Source organism: Marinigracilibium pacificum, assembly GCF_012926615.1.
Lineage (GTDB): Bacteria > Bacteroidota > Bacteroidia > Cytophagales > Cyclobacteriaceae > Mangrovivirga > Mangrovivirga pacifica.
On the sequence record NZ_JABBNU010000003.1, the window covers coordinates 319753 to 339061 of the forward strand.

Below are 19309 nucleotides of genomic sequence, written 5' to 3' on the forward strand. Positions count from 1 at the left end.
ACATCTATGCAAAAGATTCTCACACGGAGTCTTGGCATGATTGTACTATTCTTATTCACAATAGTATCAGCCCATGCCCAGGACAAAACTACTATCACAGGAAAGGTAACAGATGCCTCAGGCGACGCACTTTATGGAGTGAACGTGGTAGTAAAAGGGAAAGTAATCGGAACTATCACACAAGCTGATGGGTCGTATAACCTTACAGTAAATAGTGCACCTCCATTCACACTAATCTACTCAATGGTTGGTTTCGATTCACAAGAGAGAGAAGTCACTCAAAACAATCAATCATTTGACATTCAATTAGAAGAACAAAGTTTAGTTGGATCAGAAGTAGTTGTTTCTGCTTCAAGAGTGGAAGAAACAATTTTAGAATCACCAGTATCTATTGAAAAAATGGACGTGCTAGCGGTTCAAAACACTTCTTCTGATGATTATTACAAAGCAATTGGAAATCTGAAAGGTGTTGATATGACAACTTCCAGCGTTAACTTCCAGATTATCAATACTCGTGGTTTCAACTCAACAGGTAACGTTCGATTCGTACAGCTAATTGATGGTATGGATACTCAGGCTCCGGCTCTGAACTTCCCAGTAGGAAGCTTAAACGGTCCTTCAGTACTTGATGTTGAGAGTGTTGAATTATTACCAGGTGCTGCATCTGCTCTTTATGGACCAAATGCTTTCAATGGTATCCTTTTAATAAATTCAAAAAATCCATTTGATTATCAAGGACTAAGTGCTTTTGCAAAAGTTGGAGTTAACCATATAGGTGGCGATACAGATTTAAATTCATTCGGAAATGAAATCGGCCCAGGTGGTGCACAACCTATGTATGAAGCTGCAATTAGATATGCTAAGGCTTTTAATAACAGATTTGCATTTAAAGTAACTGCATCTTTCTCAAAAGCTGAAGATTGGTGGGGTACTGACCTAAGAGATAATACTCCACAATTCAAACCAACAGGTTTCACTCCTTATTCAGGCGGTGAATTAGGAAATCAGGAAGACTTAAATACCCTTTATCCATTCTTCTTTGAAAACCCTGGAGCTGATCTGATTCATGCTTTTGGAGATGAAGTACAAATTAGTTTACCCCTTGTAGGTTTAAGCTCAACATTCCAATCGATATTGGCTTCTAATGGGCTTTCAGATTATGCTGGTGACATTCCAAATCAGACAGTATCTAGAACTCCATATTTAGAAAAAGATCTTGTAGATTATGGTGCTGAAAACCTGAAATTAGGAGCATCATTAAACTACAGGTTAACTGATGATCTTGAACTTTCCTACCAGTTCAATTATGGTGCAGGTACAACAGTTTATACAGGAGCTCAACGTTATTCATTAGCTAACTTTAATATACAACAACATAGAATCCAGTTAGAGTCTGATAACTTTTATTTAAGAGGTTATACAACTATTGAACAATCAGGTGATTCATATATTGCAGATTTAACTGGTGTTATTATTAATGACAGATGGAAAAATAACTCACAGTGGTTTGCCGAATATACAGTGGGGTATCTTGGATATCTTGCTGCAAATGGCATAGCTCCTGGAGCATCGACAGTTCAGCAGCAACAAATGGCTCACTTTGCAGGACGACAGTTTGCTGATAACGGAAGAACAATAGCTGGATCAGATACCTTCGAGTTTGAAGCTGACCTTGCTAAGTCACAATCGATTCCAGCTGGATCTAAATTCGATGATGCCACAAAAATGTACATGGCAGAAGGTATGTACGACTTCACAAATGATCTAAACGGTGCACTTAACTTACAAGCTGGTTTCCAATATAGACTTTATGATCTTGAATCTAACGGTACAATTTTCGCTGACACAACAGGTAATGACATTACTATTCAAGAAGTGGGAGCTTTTGTTCAGGCTGGTAAGAAAATTTTCAATGAAAAAGTTAAGTTAACTGGAAGCTTAAGATGGGATAAGAATGAAAATTTCAACTCTCAGCTTAACCCTAGAATATCTGCAGTTTGGACATTTGCTGATAACAACAATTTCAGAGCTTCATTCCAGACTGGTTTCAGAAACCCAACTACTCAGGGACAGCACATTGATCTAAACGTTGTATCTGCAAGGTTACTAGGAGGACTTCCTCAGTATGCTGAAGCGAGAAACATTTATGAAAATGCTTATACTTTAAACTCTGTTGATAATTATATCTCAGAAATCACAAATGCAATCGGTGAAAACCCTGAATTAGGTGGTGCAGTAATTGCAAGACCTGATTTATTGGATTTACTTGAACCAGCTGATTTTGAGCCTGTAAAACCAGAAGAAATCAAAGCATTCGAATTTGGTTACAAAGGTATTTTAGGTAAGTCAGTTTATATCGACGTTGCTTACTATTACAATATCTACAACAACTTTATTGTTCAAAGATTATTGAGAAAAGCTGCAGGTGAAATTGATTTCGATGCAACAACTATCACTGAACAAAATATCAGAAATGCACAGACTCTACTGAGCCCTAATACAACTCCGGGTGAAGAAAATACTTTCCAGACATACACAAACGTGGACAGAGAAATCACAGCTCAAGGTTTAGCGCTAGGTGTAGATTATATGTTTAACAGAGGATATACTCTTTCTGCTAATTATAACTGGAACAAACTTAGTGAAGATCTTGGTGAAGAATTCGTTGAAGGATTTAACACTCCTGAAAACAAGTTCAATGTTTCATTTAGCAACAGAAAAGTAACTGATAAATTCGGTTTTAATGTAACGTATAGATGGCAAGATGCATTTATGTGGAATTCATCTTTTGCTAATCAGGAAGTGCCAGCCGTTGGAACTGTAGATGCACAATTAAGCTACAAGCTAAAAAGCATGAAATCTACGCTGAAACTTGGTGGATCTAATCTTCTTAACGAAAGATATGTAATGAATGCTGGTGGCCCATCTCTTGGTGCTATCTATTACCTATCAATCACTTTTGATGAGTTGATGAACTAAAAACCTAACAATCATGAAAAATTTCAAATTATCAATATATACATTATTAAGTACATGCTTGTTATTTGCATGTACTTATGACTTCCCTGAGTCAACTGTAGCACAAGAACCAACTTCAGGTGAGGCTGATTTTTCAAAGGTAGTTGCCATTGGAAACTCGTTGACAGCGGGGTACATGGACGGTGCACTATATAAAAGCGGACAGGAAAACAACTTTGTCGCCATCATAACAGAACAAATGAAAGGAAATGGTGGTGGAGATTTTAACATTCCATTGGTATCTAGTGACCATATCTCTGGCAAATTGATATTAGCAAACCAACCGGGAGGTTCACCTGCCCCTACTCCTATTCAATTTATACCAAATTATCCTTACACAGTAGAGCAAATAGGCCCATATGATGGTGATATTTCTACATTGAATAATTTTGGAATACCAGGAGTTACTATCTTGACTGCACAAACACCAGACTTAGGGAATCCTGGTAGCGCGCTATACAATCCATTATATGCAAGAGTAGCTTCTGCTCCGGGCACATCTACCCTTCTTGGTGATGCAGCAACAGCAATGAATGCTGGTGGTACATTCCTTGTGTTTTGGCTGGGTAACAATGATGTATTAGGATATGCAATAGGTGGTGCTTCTAATGAGGCAATTTTAACCGATAATTCAGTTTTTGAAGGCGCATACAATAATGCTTTAAGCACAATGTTAAATGCAAATACAGATGCAAAAGGAATTGTTGCAAATATTCCATATGTAAGTGATATACCATATTTTACTGCAGTTCCTTTTAACTCAATTGGGTTTAGCAGTGATGATCAAGGACTTATTGATCAACTTAATGGTGCTTTTGCTCAATTTAATGGTCTTATGGATCTATTGAGCCAAAACCCGAATCTTAGTACTTACAGACTACAGGAAAGAAAAGTTTCATATGGAATTGGGCCAAATCCAATCTTGATTTATGATGAATCGCTTCCTGATCTTGGACCTATATTTGATGGACTAGAGCAAAATGGAGACATTAATTCTAATACTAGAGCTGCTTTAGCACCGTATGAACAATCAAGGCCTGCTACTTCGAAGGATCTATTCACATTGACTTCAGCTACAGTATTAGGGACTTTAGCTAATCCGAATAATCCGACTACTGTAATTGGTGTTGCAGTACCTCTAGCAGATCAATATACTATAACTGAAAGTGAAGATGCTACTATCAGAAGTAAAGTTGATGCATTTAATGGATCAATTAGTTCTGCAGTAAATAATTATTCGGACAGACTTGTTCTTGCTGATGTTAATGCACAGTTAACGTTGCTAAAAACTTCTGGAATAAACGTAAATGGTTCAAACTTGAATGCCACTTTTATTCCACCAAATGGAGGATTCTCTGTTGATGGTGTGCATCCAAACCAAAGAGGACATGCATGGATGGCTAACTACATGATCGAAAGAATCAATTCTAAATTCGGATCCAATATTGAAAAAATCAATCCGAATGATTATGCAGGTAACTCACTACCATTTGTGATTCAATAACGAAAATCAACAACCAATATAAAAGCCCTGGCATCAAATTGATGTCAGGGCTTTAATCTTTTTAAGACTAAATGATAACACGATTTTTTATAAATTGCATGTAAACGAAAACAACATGATCAAAAAGAATACTTTTATTGTTACTATCATTATCCTCGCCTTAATTATTCTTACCAACTTCTATCAGATTAATTTTAACAGAGGTGTCATCACACAACTAATCGATCAAAATGATAGTTTGAGAACGGAGGTATTAGAGCTTTCAAACAATAAGGGGTTTAACGTCCATTCAAATATGCTTCAGATCGAATTAAGGCAATCTGAATTAAATAAGGCTATCAATAACGAAGACTGGAACTTGGCAAATTATCAAATATTAAGGCTTAAAGAGTTGTTCACTCAGTTTGAAATAGCAAATTATAATACTGAAGGTAAAAATATTAGTGAACTAACTCAGGAATTAACTAATTCCCCTTTAACCAAAATAATAGCATCTATAGAAAAATCGAATAAACAAGATGCCCTAAATGCTTCATTAGCACTTGAAAGATCATGCAATGCTTGCCATTCACTTTCAGGTAAGGAGTTTCTAAATAAAAAATAATTGATGATTCTAACTTTTATTAACTAAAGTTTAATAGCCGGCAGGATAAAAAAAACGCTGACAGAAATGTCAACGTTTTTTGTAGCCCGTAGGGGATTCGAACCCCTGCTACCAGGATGAAAACCTGGCGTCCTAACCCCTAGACGAACGGGCCGTGCTAAAAGGTGATGCAAATATAATTACTGATTTTAATTTTTCAACACCTCCCGAATATTTTTTCAACACTTAACTCGTTACTAGCTGATTTATAGGGAGAAAAATTTTAATCAACACATTAAATATGTTTCAACTTTAAAACATAAACAATAATTTAAAATCACAGCCTTATTTTATCCTTCTAAATTTTACCTGATTATTCAAATAACTTCTGGTTAACAAGAAAGCCAAATAAACATTTAAGGAAAAATTAAACTTTTCAATGAAAACTGTAATCTTAAATCGGGGCCATAAATTATACAAACAGTAAATTTATTCCCTCCAATTAATGAACATAATAAATCTTGAATAAGAAAAACCAATATTCAAATTTTCAAGAAAAATATTATCAAATAAATTGATACAAAAAGAATTTGGAATTTAGATTAAGGAGTAAAAAAAAACAGAGATCAAAACTTGGCTCTCGCTTTGTTTCTCACTCTGTTTTTTGTAGCCCGTAGGGGATTCGAACCCCTGCTACCAGGATGAAAACCTGGCGTCCTAACCCCTAGACGAACGGGCCGTGCTAAAAGGTGATGCAAATATAGAGCATCATTTTAAAATTTCAACATTCCGACACAAAAAATATTATTTTTTTTCAGTTAAACGAAACAACTATCTGAAATGCAGCAACTTAAATTTCAAACAAAATTTCAATTATAATAAGTTCATTTAACCTCCTTATAATTTCATTTAAATATCAAATTAATAATCCTACTATGATATTATTTCCAAAAAATCATTTCAATCGTTTGCAATAATAAAAGGTGTATAACATTTCATTGTTTTTCCATAGTTAACGTAGTATTTTTACCTGTCAATTATTATACACACAAATAAATAACACATAAAAAACCGTAAAAAATGGCTATTAAAGTTGCAATTAACGGATTTGGAAGAATAGGGAGACTTACTTTCAGAGCTCTTCTAAACAAAGATAATGTGGAAGTTGTTGCGATCAACGATCTTACTGACAATGCGACACTTGCTCATTTATTAAAATATGATACTGTTCACGGCAAATTCCCAGGAACGGTTGAATCAACAGAAGACAGCATCATTGTTAATGGAAAATCAATTGCTGCATATGCTGAGAGAGACCCAGCCCAGTTACCTTGGAAAAAGCATGAAATAGATGTAGTTCTTGAGTCTACAGGTAGATTTGTTGATGAAGAAGGATCAGGTAAGCACCTTACTGCTGGTGCAAAGAAAGTTTTAATTTCTGCTCCTGCAAAAGGTAATATCCCTACTGTGGTTTTAGGAGTTAATGATGATACACTAACAGGAGATGAGAAAATCGTTTCTAATGCATCATGTACTACCAACTGCCTTGCTCCAATAGCAAAAGTAATTAACGATGCTTTTGGTCTTAAAAAAGGATATATTACTACAGTTCACGCTTATACTGCAGACCAGGCAATTCAGGATGCTCCTCACAAAGATTTAAGAAGAGCTAGAGCTGGTGCCGTTTCTATCGTCCCTACTTCTACAGGAGCTGCTAAAGCAGTTGGATTAGTTCTTCCTGAACTTAAAGGAAAATTAGACGGTATAGCTATGCGTGTTCCAGTACCAGATGGCTCTGTTACTGACCTTGTTGCTGAAGTTGGAAGAGAAGTTACAGCTGAAGAGGTAAACAAAGTGTTAAAAGAAGCTGCTGAAGGTCCTCTTAAAGGTATCCTTGAGTATGTTGAAGACCCAATTGTTTCTGCTGATATTCTTGGCAACCCTCACTCAAGCATTTTTGATTCATTACTGACATCTGCACAAGGTAATATGATCAAAGTTGTTAGCTGGTATGATAACGAAGCAGGCTACTCAAACAGATCTGCTGATATGATTGTTAAATTAGGATCTTAATTAATTCTAGATTTTAAATAAAAAAAGCTTTCCAATGGAAAGCTTTTTTTATTGACTTTGAATATTATTCTTTATATCAAAATGACACCGTCTGCCTCAAAGGAATAAACAACCTTATCACCTTTAATCTCTTCAATCTCCTCAGCCGTTAACCCTTCATCTTTGGCATAATGCTTTCTTGTTGCTTCATCTTCAATTTCTTTCTTTAATATACCATCCACAACAGCAGTTTTACCTTCTATATCTTTAGGTACAAAAAACCCATAATCCTTAAAAGTAACACGTAATGGTTCCGTCTGACCTGGAACTGACAATGTCATCCAACAACCTTTCATCTTGCATACTGAAGATACTTCACCCGTAAGCTTTACATTTAAACTATCCTTACCATTTAGTATATCCTCAGGGCTAGACAAGGCTAATGCATTTTCAGCATTGATTTCCTTACCGAAAAATGAATAATTAACTTGAATTGTTGTATCCTGGCTTATTGCTTTATCATTAGATTCATTTTCTGATTTCTTATCTGAACATGCCCCTAAAATTATTAGAATAATTATTATTGCTGAAAAACCTTTTTTCATTTTCATTTTTTGAAGTTTAATATCAGAAATCAACTTTGATGTCTGACTAATGATTGATAGATTTAAAAATAGAATTACCAATTAAAAATAAGAATAAATTGGAAACTTATTCACTGCTTGAGTTAAATAATAAAATAAAAAATGTTCTATCTGATCATCTTGAAAATCATTATTGGATTATTGCTGAGATAGCAGAACTACGAACTAATTTCAAAGGCCACTGCTATTTAGAATTAGTAGACAAAGATGATGATGATGTATTAGCTAAAAACCGGGCAACAATTTGGGCATATACGTATAGAGGAATTAATGCATGGTTCTTAAAGATCACTGGATCTGAACTACAGGAAGGCATGAAAGTTTTATGCAAAGTAAAAGTCACTTTTCATGAAGTTTATGGCATGTCTCTCAACATAACTGATATTGACCCAAAATATACTCTGGGAGAAAGAGCAGCCAAGAAACAGGAAATAATGAAAAAACTTGAGGAAGATGGTGTCCTGGATATTAATAAGGAATTATCTCTTCCAATTGTCCCTCAAAAAATCGCCATTATAAGCAGCGAAACAGCTGCAGGATATCAGGATTTCATGCATCAGTTACATAACAACAGGTATGGCTACTCTTTTGAAACCAAATTATTCAATACTGTTATGCAAGGGAATCAAGCTCCTGAAAGCATCATTAATTCCTTACATATAATAAATGACAATATTGAAAATTTTGACCTTGCTGTAATAATAAGAGGTGGTGGAGCGCAATTAGATCTAGAATGTTTTGATAATTATGAAGTTGCTTTTCATACTGCACAATTCCCCTTACCTGTATTAACTGGCATTGGGCATGAAAGAGATGAAACAATTACTGACATTGTAGCACATACATCTTTAAAAACTCCAACAGCTGTTGCCGAATTCCTAATAAATGGACTTTATAGTTTTGAAGAAAATATATTATCACTAGGCCAGTCGATCTCAGATATTTCTAAATCGTACATTCAAATTGCTGCAGATAAATTAATGAATATTAAGCATGCTATACATAAAGCTGCAGAAAGCCATGTGAAAGAAAAGGAATATCTGATTGAAAAAACAAAATCTAACCTTGAACATATAACCCGTGATATATTAAATAAGGAAAAACTAAAGTTAGATAGTTCAGAGAAACTATTAAATAGCTTAAACCCAAAAAAGGTAATAGAGAGAGGGTACTCGTTTACAGAAGTCAATGGTGTAAATATTAACAAAGCTGAAGTTTTAAATACTGGTGACTTAATTAGAACTGTAACGAGTAAATACGATATTAAAAGTTTAATTAAAACAATTGAAAAAAATGACCAAAAATAAATCATTCAATTACAAGGAATCTATAGAAAGACTAAATAAAATTCTTGAAAAATTAGAAAATCAAGAAGGTGATATTGACGAACTTATGAAAGATGTTGAAGAAGCTACTAACATTATTAAAACCTGTCGCGGAAAGCTTCGCTCTGTAGAAAAACAACTATCGGACAAATTCGACGACATTGACAATTAAACTAATATTTAATTAAAAAATTTACATCTTTAACACCATTTTAAAGCAACAACCAAGGATTTAGACTCACTAAATTAACAATTCCTTAAATTACACTTCGAAAAAGAGTTAATTTTTCGACATATAACAATCATACCAAATAATATTTCACATTTCATAAAACTACCCATATTTTCAATCATCAAAACCTGTTAAACACATAAATCATTATCAAAATTCTTACATTAGAAGGCTCATAATTTTTGATAACAGGTATATAATGGACATAGCTCAGGAATTTAAAGACAACTGCGGCTTCGGTATGATGGCGCACATTAAAAATGTTGCGTCAAGACAAATGGTTGATGATTCAATCGAAGCCCTAAAAAGAATGATGCATAGAGGAGCAATCGCTGCTGACGGAAAAAGTGGAGATGGCTGTGGTTTTCTTTTCTCTATGCCAGATAAATTCATGAGGAAAATTGCAACGCTAAATGGCTATGATCTGCCAGCCAGATATGCAGTTTCAATGACTTTTTACACTAACGACGAACAAAAAATCATTTTTGAAGAGGCTTGTAAACAAAATGACCTTAAAATTTTATTCTCCCGACATGTTCCTGTGGATGAATCTAATTTAGGTAACCAAGCAAAAGAAATAATGCCTGAAATTATACAAACTTTCGTCATCCCTAATTCGCCTATGGCTCAAAGAAGATTTGAAGCCTTATTATACTTAACAAGAAAAGATGTTGAATCTCAAATTGAAGACATTAATTTCACAATTGCTTCCTTTTCTGATAAAGTAATTTCATACAAAGGACTTCTTCTTCCAACTCTCATAGATAAGTTTTATACTGACCTTACAGATAAAGACTTTGAAGTAAGCTTCGCCGTTTTTCACCAGAGATTCAGCACCAACACAATGCCCAGATGGCCACTTGCACAACCATTTAGATGCGTAGCGCACAACGGTGAAATTAATTCAATAAAAGCTAATCGGTACAATGTAAATGTCAATGCCGAAAATATGGCAGGAGACATTTTTAACAAGGAAGAAATGAATCGCCTTATGCCGATTTTACAAAATGAAACAAGTGATAGTGGTTCATTTGATAATTACTTTGAGTTTCTAATTCAAAACGGAGTTGATTTCTTTAAAGCAGTAAGAAGTATGGTGCCTCCGCCATTTCATAATGCTCCCCATCTAGATGCTGGATTAAGATCTTTTTACGAGTATACTTCTTGTAATTTTGAAGCCTGGGATGGACCTGCAGCATTAAATATTACAAATGGAAGATATGTGGGTACCGTTTTGGATAGGAATGGTTTACGACCAGCCAAATACATCATTACCTATGACGATAGAATGATCATTGCAAGTGAGTATGGCATTATTGATTTGGAACCAGAAAACATTCAGGAACAAGGCAAACTGACCTCAGGTCAAATGATTGCTGCAGATCTTAAATTTGGCAAGATCTATAAAAACGAAGAAATAAATGAGTATATAAAAAATACAAATCCATATGAAAAATGGCTGAATGATAATTCAGCGTATTTAATGGAGCATACAGAAACAAATTTCAGTGATTTTTCTGACCTAAGACCACAGAACCTTGTGGAAATGCAGCGTTATCACAATTACACTAATGAGGTAATGTCATCCATTATTGATCCAATGATCAAAAGTGGAAAAGAAGAAACAGGGTCAATGGGCGATGATACTCCCGCTGCATGTTTTAGTACTGAACAGAGAAATTTCACTGATTTCTTCAGACAAAAATTTGCCCAGGTAACAAACCCTCCAATTGATCCGCTTAGAGAAAAAATAGTAATGTCTACTACCGTAACGTTCGGAAGTAAAAACAATGTCTTGAAAGAAACTCCGCATCATTCCCACAGGCTTATATCAATGTCTCCAATAATGTCTAAAGAAAAAATGGACATTCTAAAAGCATTTGGTGATGAAACCCATGAATTATTCGATCCATATTATAGGTACAAATCATTTGATACTTGCTTTAATGGGAATCTAAAAGATTCTTTAAAATCATTAGCTGCTAATATTGAAGAAACAGTTATAAATGAAGGCATTAGAACAATACTTTTAGATGATCGATGTCTTTCTGAAGAAAATATGTTAATGCCAATGCCAATGGTTATTGGGTACCTTAACACATTATTCCTTAAGAAGGGAATTCGAAGTAAAGTGAATTTTGTTGCTGTTACAGGTGAGGTAATGGATTCTCATTCAGCTGCTGTATTGTTAGGATTTGGAGCAACAGCTGTTTACCCCTACTTACTATATGCTTCAGCACTAACTATTATCGAAAGACATAAAAACTGCCGCCTAAATGCCAGAAAAAATGGCTTAAAGAAGGTACAAACTTCGGTAAACAATGGCATTCTTAAAATAATGTCAAAAATGGGTATTAGCACTGTAGATAGTTACATAAATGCTGCTCTTTTTGATATCATTGGTCTTTCAGATGAAATAATAAATGATTGCTTTCCTGATGCTTCAGTTATTATTCCCGGGTTAACATATTTTGATATTGAATCAAGGTTAAGAAAAGCTCACAAAAAAGCATATATAAATCATTATAGAAAGAAACTATACCCACTAGAAGTTGGTAGTTTCTACAAATATATGGATAATGGTGAGTATCATGATTTCTCTCCAGATGTGGTTCATCACGTCCATAAATTTGCAAGATCAGGAAAACCTGTTGATTACGAAGAGTATAAAAACCGTATTAATAATCGTGGTCTAAAAATGATCAGGGATTTTTTCGAATTTAAACCTGATAGAGATAAGATTGACATTTCAAGAGTAGAATCAATAGAAGAAATCACCAAAAGGTTCACCTCTGCAGCAATGAGTTTGGGATCTATTAGTCCTGAAGCACATGAAGCTATAGCTGAGGCAATGAATACACTAAATGGGAAATCAAATTCCGGTGAAGGAGGTGAAGATAAAAATAGATTCAGAACTATTAAAAACAGTGCAATCAAGCAAGTAGCTTCTGGAAGATTTGGCGTTACTCCATCCTATCTCAGAAGTGCTTCAGAAATTCAAATAAAAATTGCTCAGGGAGCAAAACCAGGGGAAGGAGGTCAGTTACCAGGATCAAAAGTCACACCTCTTATTGCCTCATTAAGATTTACAATACCTGGAGTAACACTTATATCTCCCCCACCCCACCATGACATTTATTCAATCGAAGATCTGGCTCAACTTATTTTTGATTTAAAACAAGTAAATCCAAAAGCAAAAGTAAGTGTAAAACTTGTCTCAACATCTGGGGTTGGAACTATAGCCTGTGGAGTAGCAAAAGCATATGCTGATAGAATTGTAATATCTGGAGCTGATGGTGGTACAGGAGCCGCTCAGTTAGGTAGCATTAAATTTGCCGGTAATCCATGGGAGCCAGGTTTAGCAGATGCTCACCAATCACTAAAGGCAAATAACCTTAGAGAAAATGTTCAGCTTGTAACTGACGGTGGTCTAAAAACAGGACTTGATGTAGTAAAGGCAGCAATTTTAGGTGCTGAAGTTTATGGATTTGGCACAGCATTGTTATCAACGGTAGGATGTAAAATTTTAAGAGTATGTCATTTAAATAAATGTAGTGTAGGAATAGCAACTCAGGATGAATTATTAAGAAAACATTATATCGGAACAGTAAATGGAGTAATAAATTACCTGCGTGCAGTTGCTGGTGAAGTAAGAGAGATACTTGCAGATCTGGGTTATGAAAAACTAGATCAAATTATTGGACGAACAGATTTATTAAAAGTAGTCAATGATGAATATGCTCTTAAGTTTAATTTCGATAAATTATTGCGTCAGGTTAATGGTGTAAATACTTGCCAGAAGGAATTTAACGAACCATACGATAAGAATGAGTTTGAAAAGAATATCTATAATGAAGTAAAAGATATAATTACAAATAATTCAGGCCCTATTACTCTTGAAAAAGAAATCAGAAATATAAATAGAAGCTTTGGAGCATATATTAGTGGTCACATTGCTGAGGAATACGGAGATGAAGGATTACCAAAGTACACAATAAATTTCAACCTTACTGGTACAGCTGGACAGTCATTTGGTGCTTTTCTCATGAATGGAATAAGTTTAAACTTATTGGGATCAGCTAACGATTATGTAGGTAAAGGAATGAGAGGTGGTCAAATAATTATAAACCCTCATAATCAGGATCAGCAACTAAACCTGGCAGGAAACACTTGCTTATATGGCGCAACCGGAGGAAAGCTTTTTGTTAATGGATCTGTAGGAGAAAGATTTGCTGTACGTAACAGTGGTGCTTTGGCCGTTGTAGAAGGAACTGGAGACCATGCTTGTGAATACATGACTGGTGGCACTGTAGTAATACTAGGAAAAACTGGAATAAACTTTGGCGCAGGTATGACTGGTGGTGTTGCTTTTGTATACGACAAACTTCATCGCTTCATGGATAAAATGAATCATCAGCTAATCCATGCACAGCGTATTGATACAGATGAAAATGATGAAGCTCGATATTACCTAAAAAGTATTCTGAGCAGCTACTTCAAAAAGACTAATAGCCCTAGAGCAAAATTTATACTTGATCACTACAGAGAGGAATTGAGATATTTCTACATGGTTAAATCAAAGGATATGATTAATGTACCATTAAATCCATATGACGGTAATTAACCAACATATTAAAAGGAGGAAAAATTGCAGGAATTTACTAAAATAGAAAGAATATCACCTAAGGTTAAACCCGGCTTAGAAAGGGTTGAAAACTTTAAAGAAATATATGAGGTATACTCTGAAGATGAAGCCGGAACCCAAGCTGAAAGATGTATACAATGTGGCAACCCATATTGCAGCTCGACCGGATGTCCATTAAGTAACAATATACCTCAATGGCTAAAATATATTGCAGAAAAAGATCTTGAACTTGCTTTTGAAATTAGTAATGAGTCATCTCCATTTCCTGAAATACTGGGCAGGATATGTCCTCAGGACAGGTTATGTGAAGGTGCTTGCACATTAAATGATGGTTTTGGTGCAATTACAATAGGTTCTATTGAAGTTAGCATTACTGAGAAAGGGTTTGAGAAAGGATTAAAACCGGAGTACCCTGGAATCACATCAGACAAAAAGGTAGCAATCATCGGTTCCGGACCTGCTGGATTATCATGCGCCACATTTTTATTAAGAGCAGGAATAAAACCTGTAATATTCGAAAAAGCTGATAAGGCCGGAGGATTATTAACCTATGGAATACCTGGTTTTAAATTAGAGAAAGAAGTCGTTGATAAAAGATTAGAACAATTAACACAGGCCGGACTTGAAATCAAGTTAAATACTGAAATCGGAAAGGACATTTCCTTCGAGGAATTAAGAGAAAATTATGATGCTATATTTATTGGCATCGGTGCTATGGAAGGCAGGTTATTAAACTTTGAGGGTTATTCGGCTAATAATGTTTATATGGCTGTTCCATTTTTAACAAATATTCAAAAAAAGATATTTGATCAACCTTATGATAAAAAGTTTGAAGTTAAAAACAAGAATGTCATAGTAATTGGTGGTGGTGATACAGCAATGGATTGTGTACGTACTTCAATTAGAGAAAATGCTAATAGCGTACAATGTATTTATCGAAGAGATGAAGAAAACATGCCAGGAAGTGCTAAAGAAGTAAAATCTGCTAAAGAAGAAGGTGTAGAGTTTGTTTGGCAAATGCAGCCCAAAGGTTTTGTAGCAGATGACAATGGAAATATAATTGGTGTTAAGTTTATTAAAACAAAGCTTATTCCTTCAACAGATGGTGCCAGAATGCAAGTTGTAGAAGATGAAGGTACTGAAGAAATCAGATATGCAGATGTAATTATACTTGCACTTGGTTTCAATAATGAAAAACTCACATTCCTTAACGAAAACAATATTAAAACAAATAAATGGAATGCTATTGAAGTGAACTATAATAATTCAACCTCATTAGATGGAGTTTTTGCTGGTGGAGATGGGACAAGAGGAGCTGATCTGGTTGTTAACGCAGCCCTAGATGGAAGAGAGGCAGCATTTGCAATCATGGATTATATAGCTAATAAGGACTCAGAAACAAAAATAACTAATAAAGCGCGATCATTCCCCGGCTAACCCAACATGAAAACCAAGCCGATCGCTGGGCTGGATGTATTACATTCGGCCCTTACTTAAATAAAAAAAGCCTTTGGATACCAAAGGCTTTTTTTATTCTTTATATTTTTATTATCTCCTATTTCTTTTACGACCTCCGTAACTACCAGGGTAATTTGTTCTATTTTTATAGTTACCACGTTGAGTCTTAGCTCTGTTCTTTCCTTTATCTAGATAAATTTGAAGCTTTACCTGAGCAAACATATAACCATCATTTTCATTTGGATTCCCTCTGATGTGACCTTCCTCCCAAGCAGTCTGACCAAATGCTGGTCTTCTGTCAGCTAATAATTTATCTATCGGATCTGCAAAGTTTGATTGATCTATATAAGTAGTACTAACATCATCAATGTAATCAGTTGTAGTAATTCTCCACCCTGCTTCAGCCATCAAACTTAAGTTATATGATAACTTAACTGTCACACCAAACCCACCATTAAAATTACCATGAATAGGTGAATAGCTATTCCCTTCAGTTTTCACTGGCCGTAACGCATACCAAGTGCCATCAATTTCAGATTTAGGATTACTATAAAAGGCTCCAACTCCTCCAAAGGCATACAAATTAAATGTAGGCCTCATATAATATGAAATCCCATTATTGAAAAAATACACTAATGCTTGAAAATTTAACTCAAAATTATCTGCTCTAAAATGTAAATATCTTTGCCTGATAGAAGTTTCATTTTTACTATCAAGATCATTACCTGAAAGGCGAAAATAAGTTAACTCAGACCTTAGTGATAGATGATTATTGATTTTATACATTCCTCCTACAGAAATATTCAGATTATCGTCCATCCATCGGCCTTCCTTCATATCTCCGTAATAAGTACTTACCCCACCACCTACTGATAATTGCCATGGCCTATCTCTTCGAAGCCCATAAAAGCTTTGAGCATCCATCTCAATACCAACAAAAGATATGAATATAATAAACAGAAGGACCCTTTTTAATCGCATAATAGTTTTTCTGCAGGTTTATAAGTAAAAATATAAATTATCACAGCCTATTCATAGCAAATAAACAAAAAATTATGATAAGATAAGGTATGATTTCGATAAACTTTAAAAATATTAATAAGCAAGCTCACTTTTATTAATATTTTCATTTTATCATTCAATAATTCAATAACTTAAAAAGGATACTAAAAAAAGAAGTCTTCGTAATTAAACGAAGACTTCTGTGCACCCGGAAGGATTCGAACCCTCAACCCCCAGAGCCGAAATCTGGTATTCTATCCAGTTGAACTACGGGTGCCTATTTCTTTAAAAGAATTATGCTAATACTTCTTTAACTTTTGCAGCTGCATCTTTTAAAAGAATTGCTGAAGCAACTTTAAGACCTGATTCCTCAATAATCTTTGCTCCTTCTTCTGCATTAGTACCTTGTAGTCTAACAATAATTGGAACACTAATATCACCAATTTTTTTGTACGCTTCTACAACTCCATTAGCAACTCTATCACATCTTACAATACCACCGAAAATGTTAATTAGAATTGCCTTTACATTTGGATCCTGAAGAATGATTCTGAAACCAGCCTCAACTGTTTCGGCATTTGCTCCACCTCCAACATCAAGGAAGTTAGCAGGCTCTCCTCCAGATAGCTTAATAATATCCATAGTAGCCATCGCAAGTCCAGCACCGTTAACCATACAACCAACGTTACCGTCAAGCTTCACATAGTTAAGACCAGCTGCATTTGCTTCAACTTCTAAAGGATCTTCTTCAGATATATCTCTGAATTCAGCAATATCTTTATGACGATATAAAGCATTATCATCCAAATTCACTTTTGCATCAACAGCTAAAATCTTATTATCAGATGTTTTTAACACCGGATTGATTTCAAACATAGATGCATCAGTTTCTTCGTATGCTCTATATAAAGCAGAAACGAATTTCACCATTTCTTTGAAAGCATTTCCTTCTAAACCAAGTGCAAATGCAATTTTCCTAGCTTGAAATGGAAGTAAACCAGTTGATGGATCAACCCACTCCTTGAATATTTTTTCTGGAGTTGCCTCTGCAACATCCTCAATATCCATACCCCCTTCAGTTGATGCCATAATAACATTGCATCCTTTTGCTCTATCCAGAAGAACTGAAAGGTAATATTCTTTTGGTTCAGACTCACCTGGATAATAAACATCCTGTGCTACTAAAACCTTATGAACTTTCTTACCCTCTGGTCCGGTTTGATGAGTAACTAATGTCCCACCTAAAATACCTTTTGCTTTGTCAGGTACCTCATCAAGACTTTTTGCTAAAACAACTCCGTTAGAGCCAGTCTCATTAATTTTACCTTTACCTCGACCACCTGCGTGGATCTGAGCTTTTATAACAAACCACTCGGTGCCTGTTTCAGCTTTAAGTTCTTTAGCAGCTGTAAGTGCTTTATCAGCAGATTCAGCAACAGTTCCCTCCTGAATTCGGCAGCCGTACTTCTTTAATATAGATTTTGCCTGATACTCGTGAATGTTCATGTCTCAAAATTTTGCACGAATCTAGCCCTTTTAAGATTATATTTCAAGCCGGAATACCTTTTTTATCCTTAATGCAATCGATGGAGATAATTTAACAGGTGAGGTATCTCCTTAATAAAACCCATAAAATTTACGATTAGCATTTGAAAATGAGGATTTTCCAGATCTGTCAATCATTAACAATAACTATTTCATCAAAATAAATATTAAAATTTATATCTTGCGCCAATATGCTCATTGCCGAAAACATCAAGAAAAAATACGGATCACTCGAAGTTTTAAAAGGAATAGATATTTCGATTGCTTCAAATGAGGTTGTCTCTATAGTTGGTGCCTCAGGAGCAGGAAAAAGTACCCTTTTACATATCCTTGGAACTCTCGACAACCCTGATACCGGAAAAGTTTTTATGCACGATCAGGAAATTTCTAAGCTAAATAAGAAATCAATGGCTCGTTTTAGAAATGAGAATATAGGTTTCATATTCCAGTTCCATAACCTTATGCCTGAATTTACCGCCCTTGAAAATATTTGTATTCCTGCATTTATTAAAGGTAAAGAAAGTAAAGGAACCATTGAACAGAGAGCGCAAAAGTTAATGGATAAACTAAACCTACCTAACAGATATCATCATAAACCATCACAATTAAGTGGTGGAGAACAACAAAGGGTTGCAGTAGCAAGAGCTTTAATTAATGAACCAAAAATAGTTTTTGCTGATGAACCTTCCGGGAATCTAGATTCCAAAAATGCAGAGGAACTTCATCAAATGTTTTTTGACCTCAGAGATGAATTTGGAAGAGCTTTTGTAATTGTAACCCATAATAATGACTTGGCTACTATGGCTGACAGGTGTCTGGAAATGAAAGATGGTCTTATGGTCTGACTTTTATTGATGAAATAATATTCTTCATCTCATCAATATGTTTTTCAGCACCAAACAAATTCTCATAACTATATCTAATTATATGATTTTGATCTAAAAGATAAGTTATTCGCTTAGTCATATTTATAAAGGGGACTTTTGCATTATATAACTTAGAAACTTTCCCGTTTTCATCAGCCAATAAATCAAACGGAAGATCATATTTATTCTTAAATTGAATATGAGTTGCCAAGTTATCTCTACTAATTCCAAAAACCGGTATATCTACTGATTTAAAAAAATCAAACTCATCTCTAAAACCGCAGGCTTCTTTGGTACATCCGGGTGTAAAATCCTTAGGATAAAAAAACAGTATACAGGGTTTCCCCTCTAAAGTCTCTTCCAAAGAAAATAAATTTCCTCCCGTTGATGCTAAACTAAATACTGGTGCTTTCGTTCCTTTTTTTAATGGCATTT

The 19309-nt window shown here is 34.9% G+C and carries 13 protein-coding genes and 3 tRNA genes; 9 read left to right on the top strand and 7 right to left on the bottom strand.

The genetic code is table 11. The features are described from left to right. The first annotated feature begins 6 nt into the window (after positions 1–6). The 3 genes from HH304_RS06315 to HH304_RS06325 all read left to right on the top strand — a co-directional run bounded on the left by HH304_RS06315 (position 7) and on the right by HH304_RS06325 (position 5126). Positions 7–2979 carry a TonB-dependent receptor gene (locus tag HH304_RS06315; RefSeq protein WP_169679100.1) on the top strand — a complete coding sequence of 991 codons (2973 nt, stop codon included), beginning with the start codon at positions 7–9 and terminating at the stop codon, positions 2977–2979. Between the two features lie 13 nt (positions 2980–2992). Next, positions 2993–4522, top strand: coding sequence for a hypothetical protein (locus HH304_RS06320; RefSeq protein ID WP_169679103.1), 1530 nt, complete (start codon positions 2993–2995; stop codon positions 4520–4522). A 115-nt stretch (positions 4523–4637) separates the two neighbouring features. Further along, entirely contained in the window at positions 4638–5126 is a 489-nt protein-coding gene (locus HH304_RS06325) for a hypothetical protein (protein ID WP_169679106.1), read from the top strand. An 82-nt stretch (positions 5127–5208) separates the two neighbouring features. Here the strand turns inward: HH304_RS06325 and HH304_RS06330 are convergent. Together HH304_RS06330 and HH304_RS06335 are read right to left on the bottom strand one after the other, a co-directional pair. Then, positions 5209–5280: transfer RNA gene (locus HH304_RS06330), tRNA-Glu, on the bottom strand. 492 nt (positions 5281–5772) lie between these two features. Beyond that, positions 5773–5844: transfer RNA gene (locus tag HH304_RS06335), tRNA-Glu, on the bottom strand. 341 nt (positions 5845–6185) lie between these two features. Between HH304_RS06335 and gap the strand changes: the two genes are divergently transcribed. Continuing rightward, positions 6186–7178 carry a type I glyceraldehyde-3-phosphate dehydrogenase gene (gap, locus tag HH304_RS06340; RefSeq protein ID WP_169679109.1) on the top strand — a complete coding sequence of 331 codons (993 nt, stop codon included), beginning with the start codon at positions 6186–6188 and terminating at the stop codon, positions 7176–7178. Positions 7179–7249: 71 nt separating this feature from the next. Here the strand turns inward: gap and HH304_RS06345 are convergent, their stop codons facing one another. Next, positions 7250–7768 (bottom strand): DUF4920 domain-containing protein, encoded by a 519-nt coding sequence (locus HH304_RS06345; protein WP_169679112.1) that lies wholly within the window; start codon positions 7766–7768, stop codon positions 7250–7252. Between the two features lie 92 nt (positions 7769–7860). Between HH304_RS06345 and xseA the strand changes: the two genes are divergently transcribed. The 4 genes from xseA to HH304_RS06365 all read left to right on the top strand — a co-directional run bounded on the left by xseA (position 7861) and on the right by HH304_RS06365 (position 15440). Then, positions 7861–9108, top strand: a complete 1248-nt coding sequence (gene xseA, locus HH304_RS06350; RefSeq protein ID WP_169679115.1) for an exodeoxyribonuclease VII large subunit — start codon at positions 7861–7863, stop codon at positions 9106–9108. Then, positions 9095–9298 carry an exodeoxyribonuclease VII small subunit gene (gene xseB, locus HH304_RS06355; RefSeq protein WP_169679118.1) on the top strand — a complete coding sequence of 68 codons (204 nt, stop codon included), beginning with the start codon at positions 9095–9097 and terminating at the stop codon, positions 9296–9298. Before xseA ends, xseB begins: the two co-directional genes overlap by 14 nt. A gap of 259 nt (positions 9299–9557) precedes the next feature. Beyond that, on the top strand, positions 9558–13982 hold the full coding sequence (gene gltB, locus HH304_RS06360; RefSeq protein ID WP_169679120.1) for a glutamate synthase large subunit: 4425 nt from the start codon (positions 9558–9560) through the stop codon (positions 13980–13982). Positions 13983–14006: 24 nt separating this feature from the next. Then, positions 14007–15440, top strand: a complete 1434-nt coding sequence (locus tag HH304_RS06365) for a glutamate synthase subunit beta (RefSeq protein ID WP_169679123.1) — start codon at positions 14007–14009, stop codon at positions 15438–15440. A 111-nt stretch (positions 15441–15551) separates the two neighbouring features. Here the strand turns inward: HH304_RS06365 and HH304_RS06370 are convergent, their stop codons facing one another. From HH304_RS06370 to sucC, 3 genes are all read right to left on the bottom strand, one after another. Beyond that, the gene (locus tag HH304_RS06370) at positions 15552–16442 is read right to left on the bottom strand and encodes an outer membrane beta-barrel protein (RefSeq protein ID WP_169679126.1); all 891 of its coding nucleotides are present in this window, start codon (positions 16440–16442) and stop codon (positions 15552–15554) included. Between the two features lie 224 nt (positions 16443–16666). Further along, positions 16667–16740, bottom strand: a tRNA-Arg gene (locus tag HH304_RS06375). A 17-nt stretch (positions 16741–16757) separates the two neighbouring features. After that, entirely contained in the window at positions 16758–17969 is a 1212-nt protein-coding gene (gene sucC / locus HH304_RS06380; protein ID WP_169679129.1) for an ADP-forming succinate--CoA ligase subunit beta, read from the bottom strand. A gap of 230 nt (positions 17970–18199) precedes the next feature. Here sucC and HH304_RS06385 point away from each other — a divergent pair, with 230 nt between their 5' ends. Then, positions 18200–18853, top strand: coding sequence for an ABC transporter ATP-binding protein (locus tag HH304_RS06385; RefSeq protein WP_169679132.1), 654 nt, complete (start codon positions 18200–18202; stop codon positions 18851–18853). On the opposite strand, the gene HH304_RS06390 is transcribed toward HH304_RS06385, so the two are convergent. Further along, entirely contained in the window at positions 18843–19307 is a 465-nt protein-coding gene (locus HH304_RS06390) for a peroxiredoxin (RefSeq protein WP_169679135.1), read from the bottom strand. The two genes, HH304_RS06385 and HH304_RS06390, sit on opposite strands and share 11 nt — an antisense overlap. Between the last annotated feature and the right edge of the window lie 2 nt (positions 19308–19309).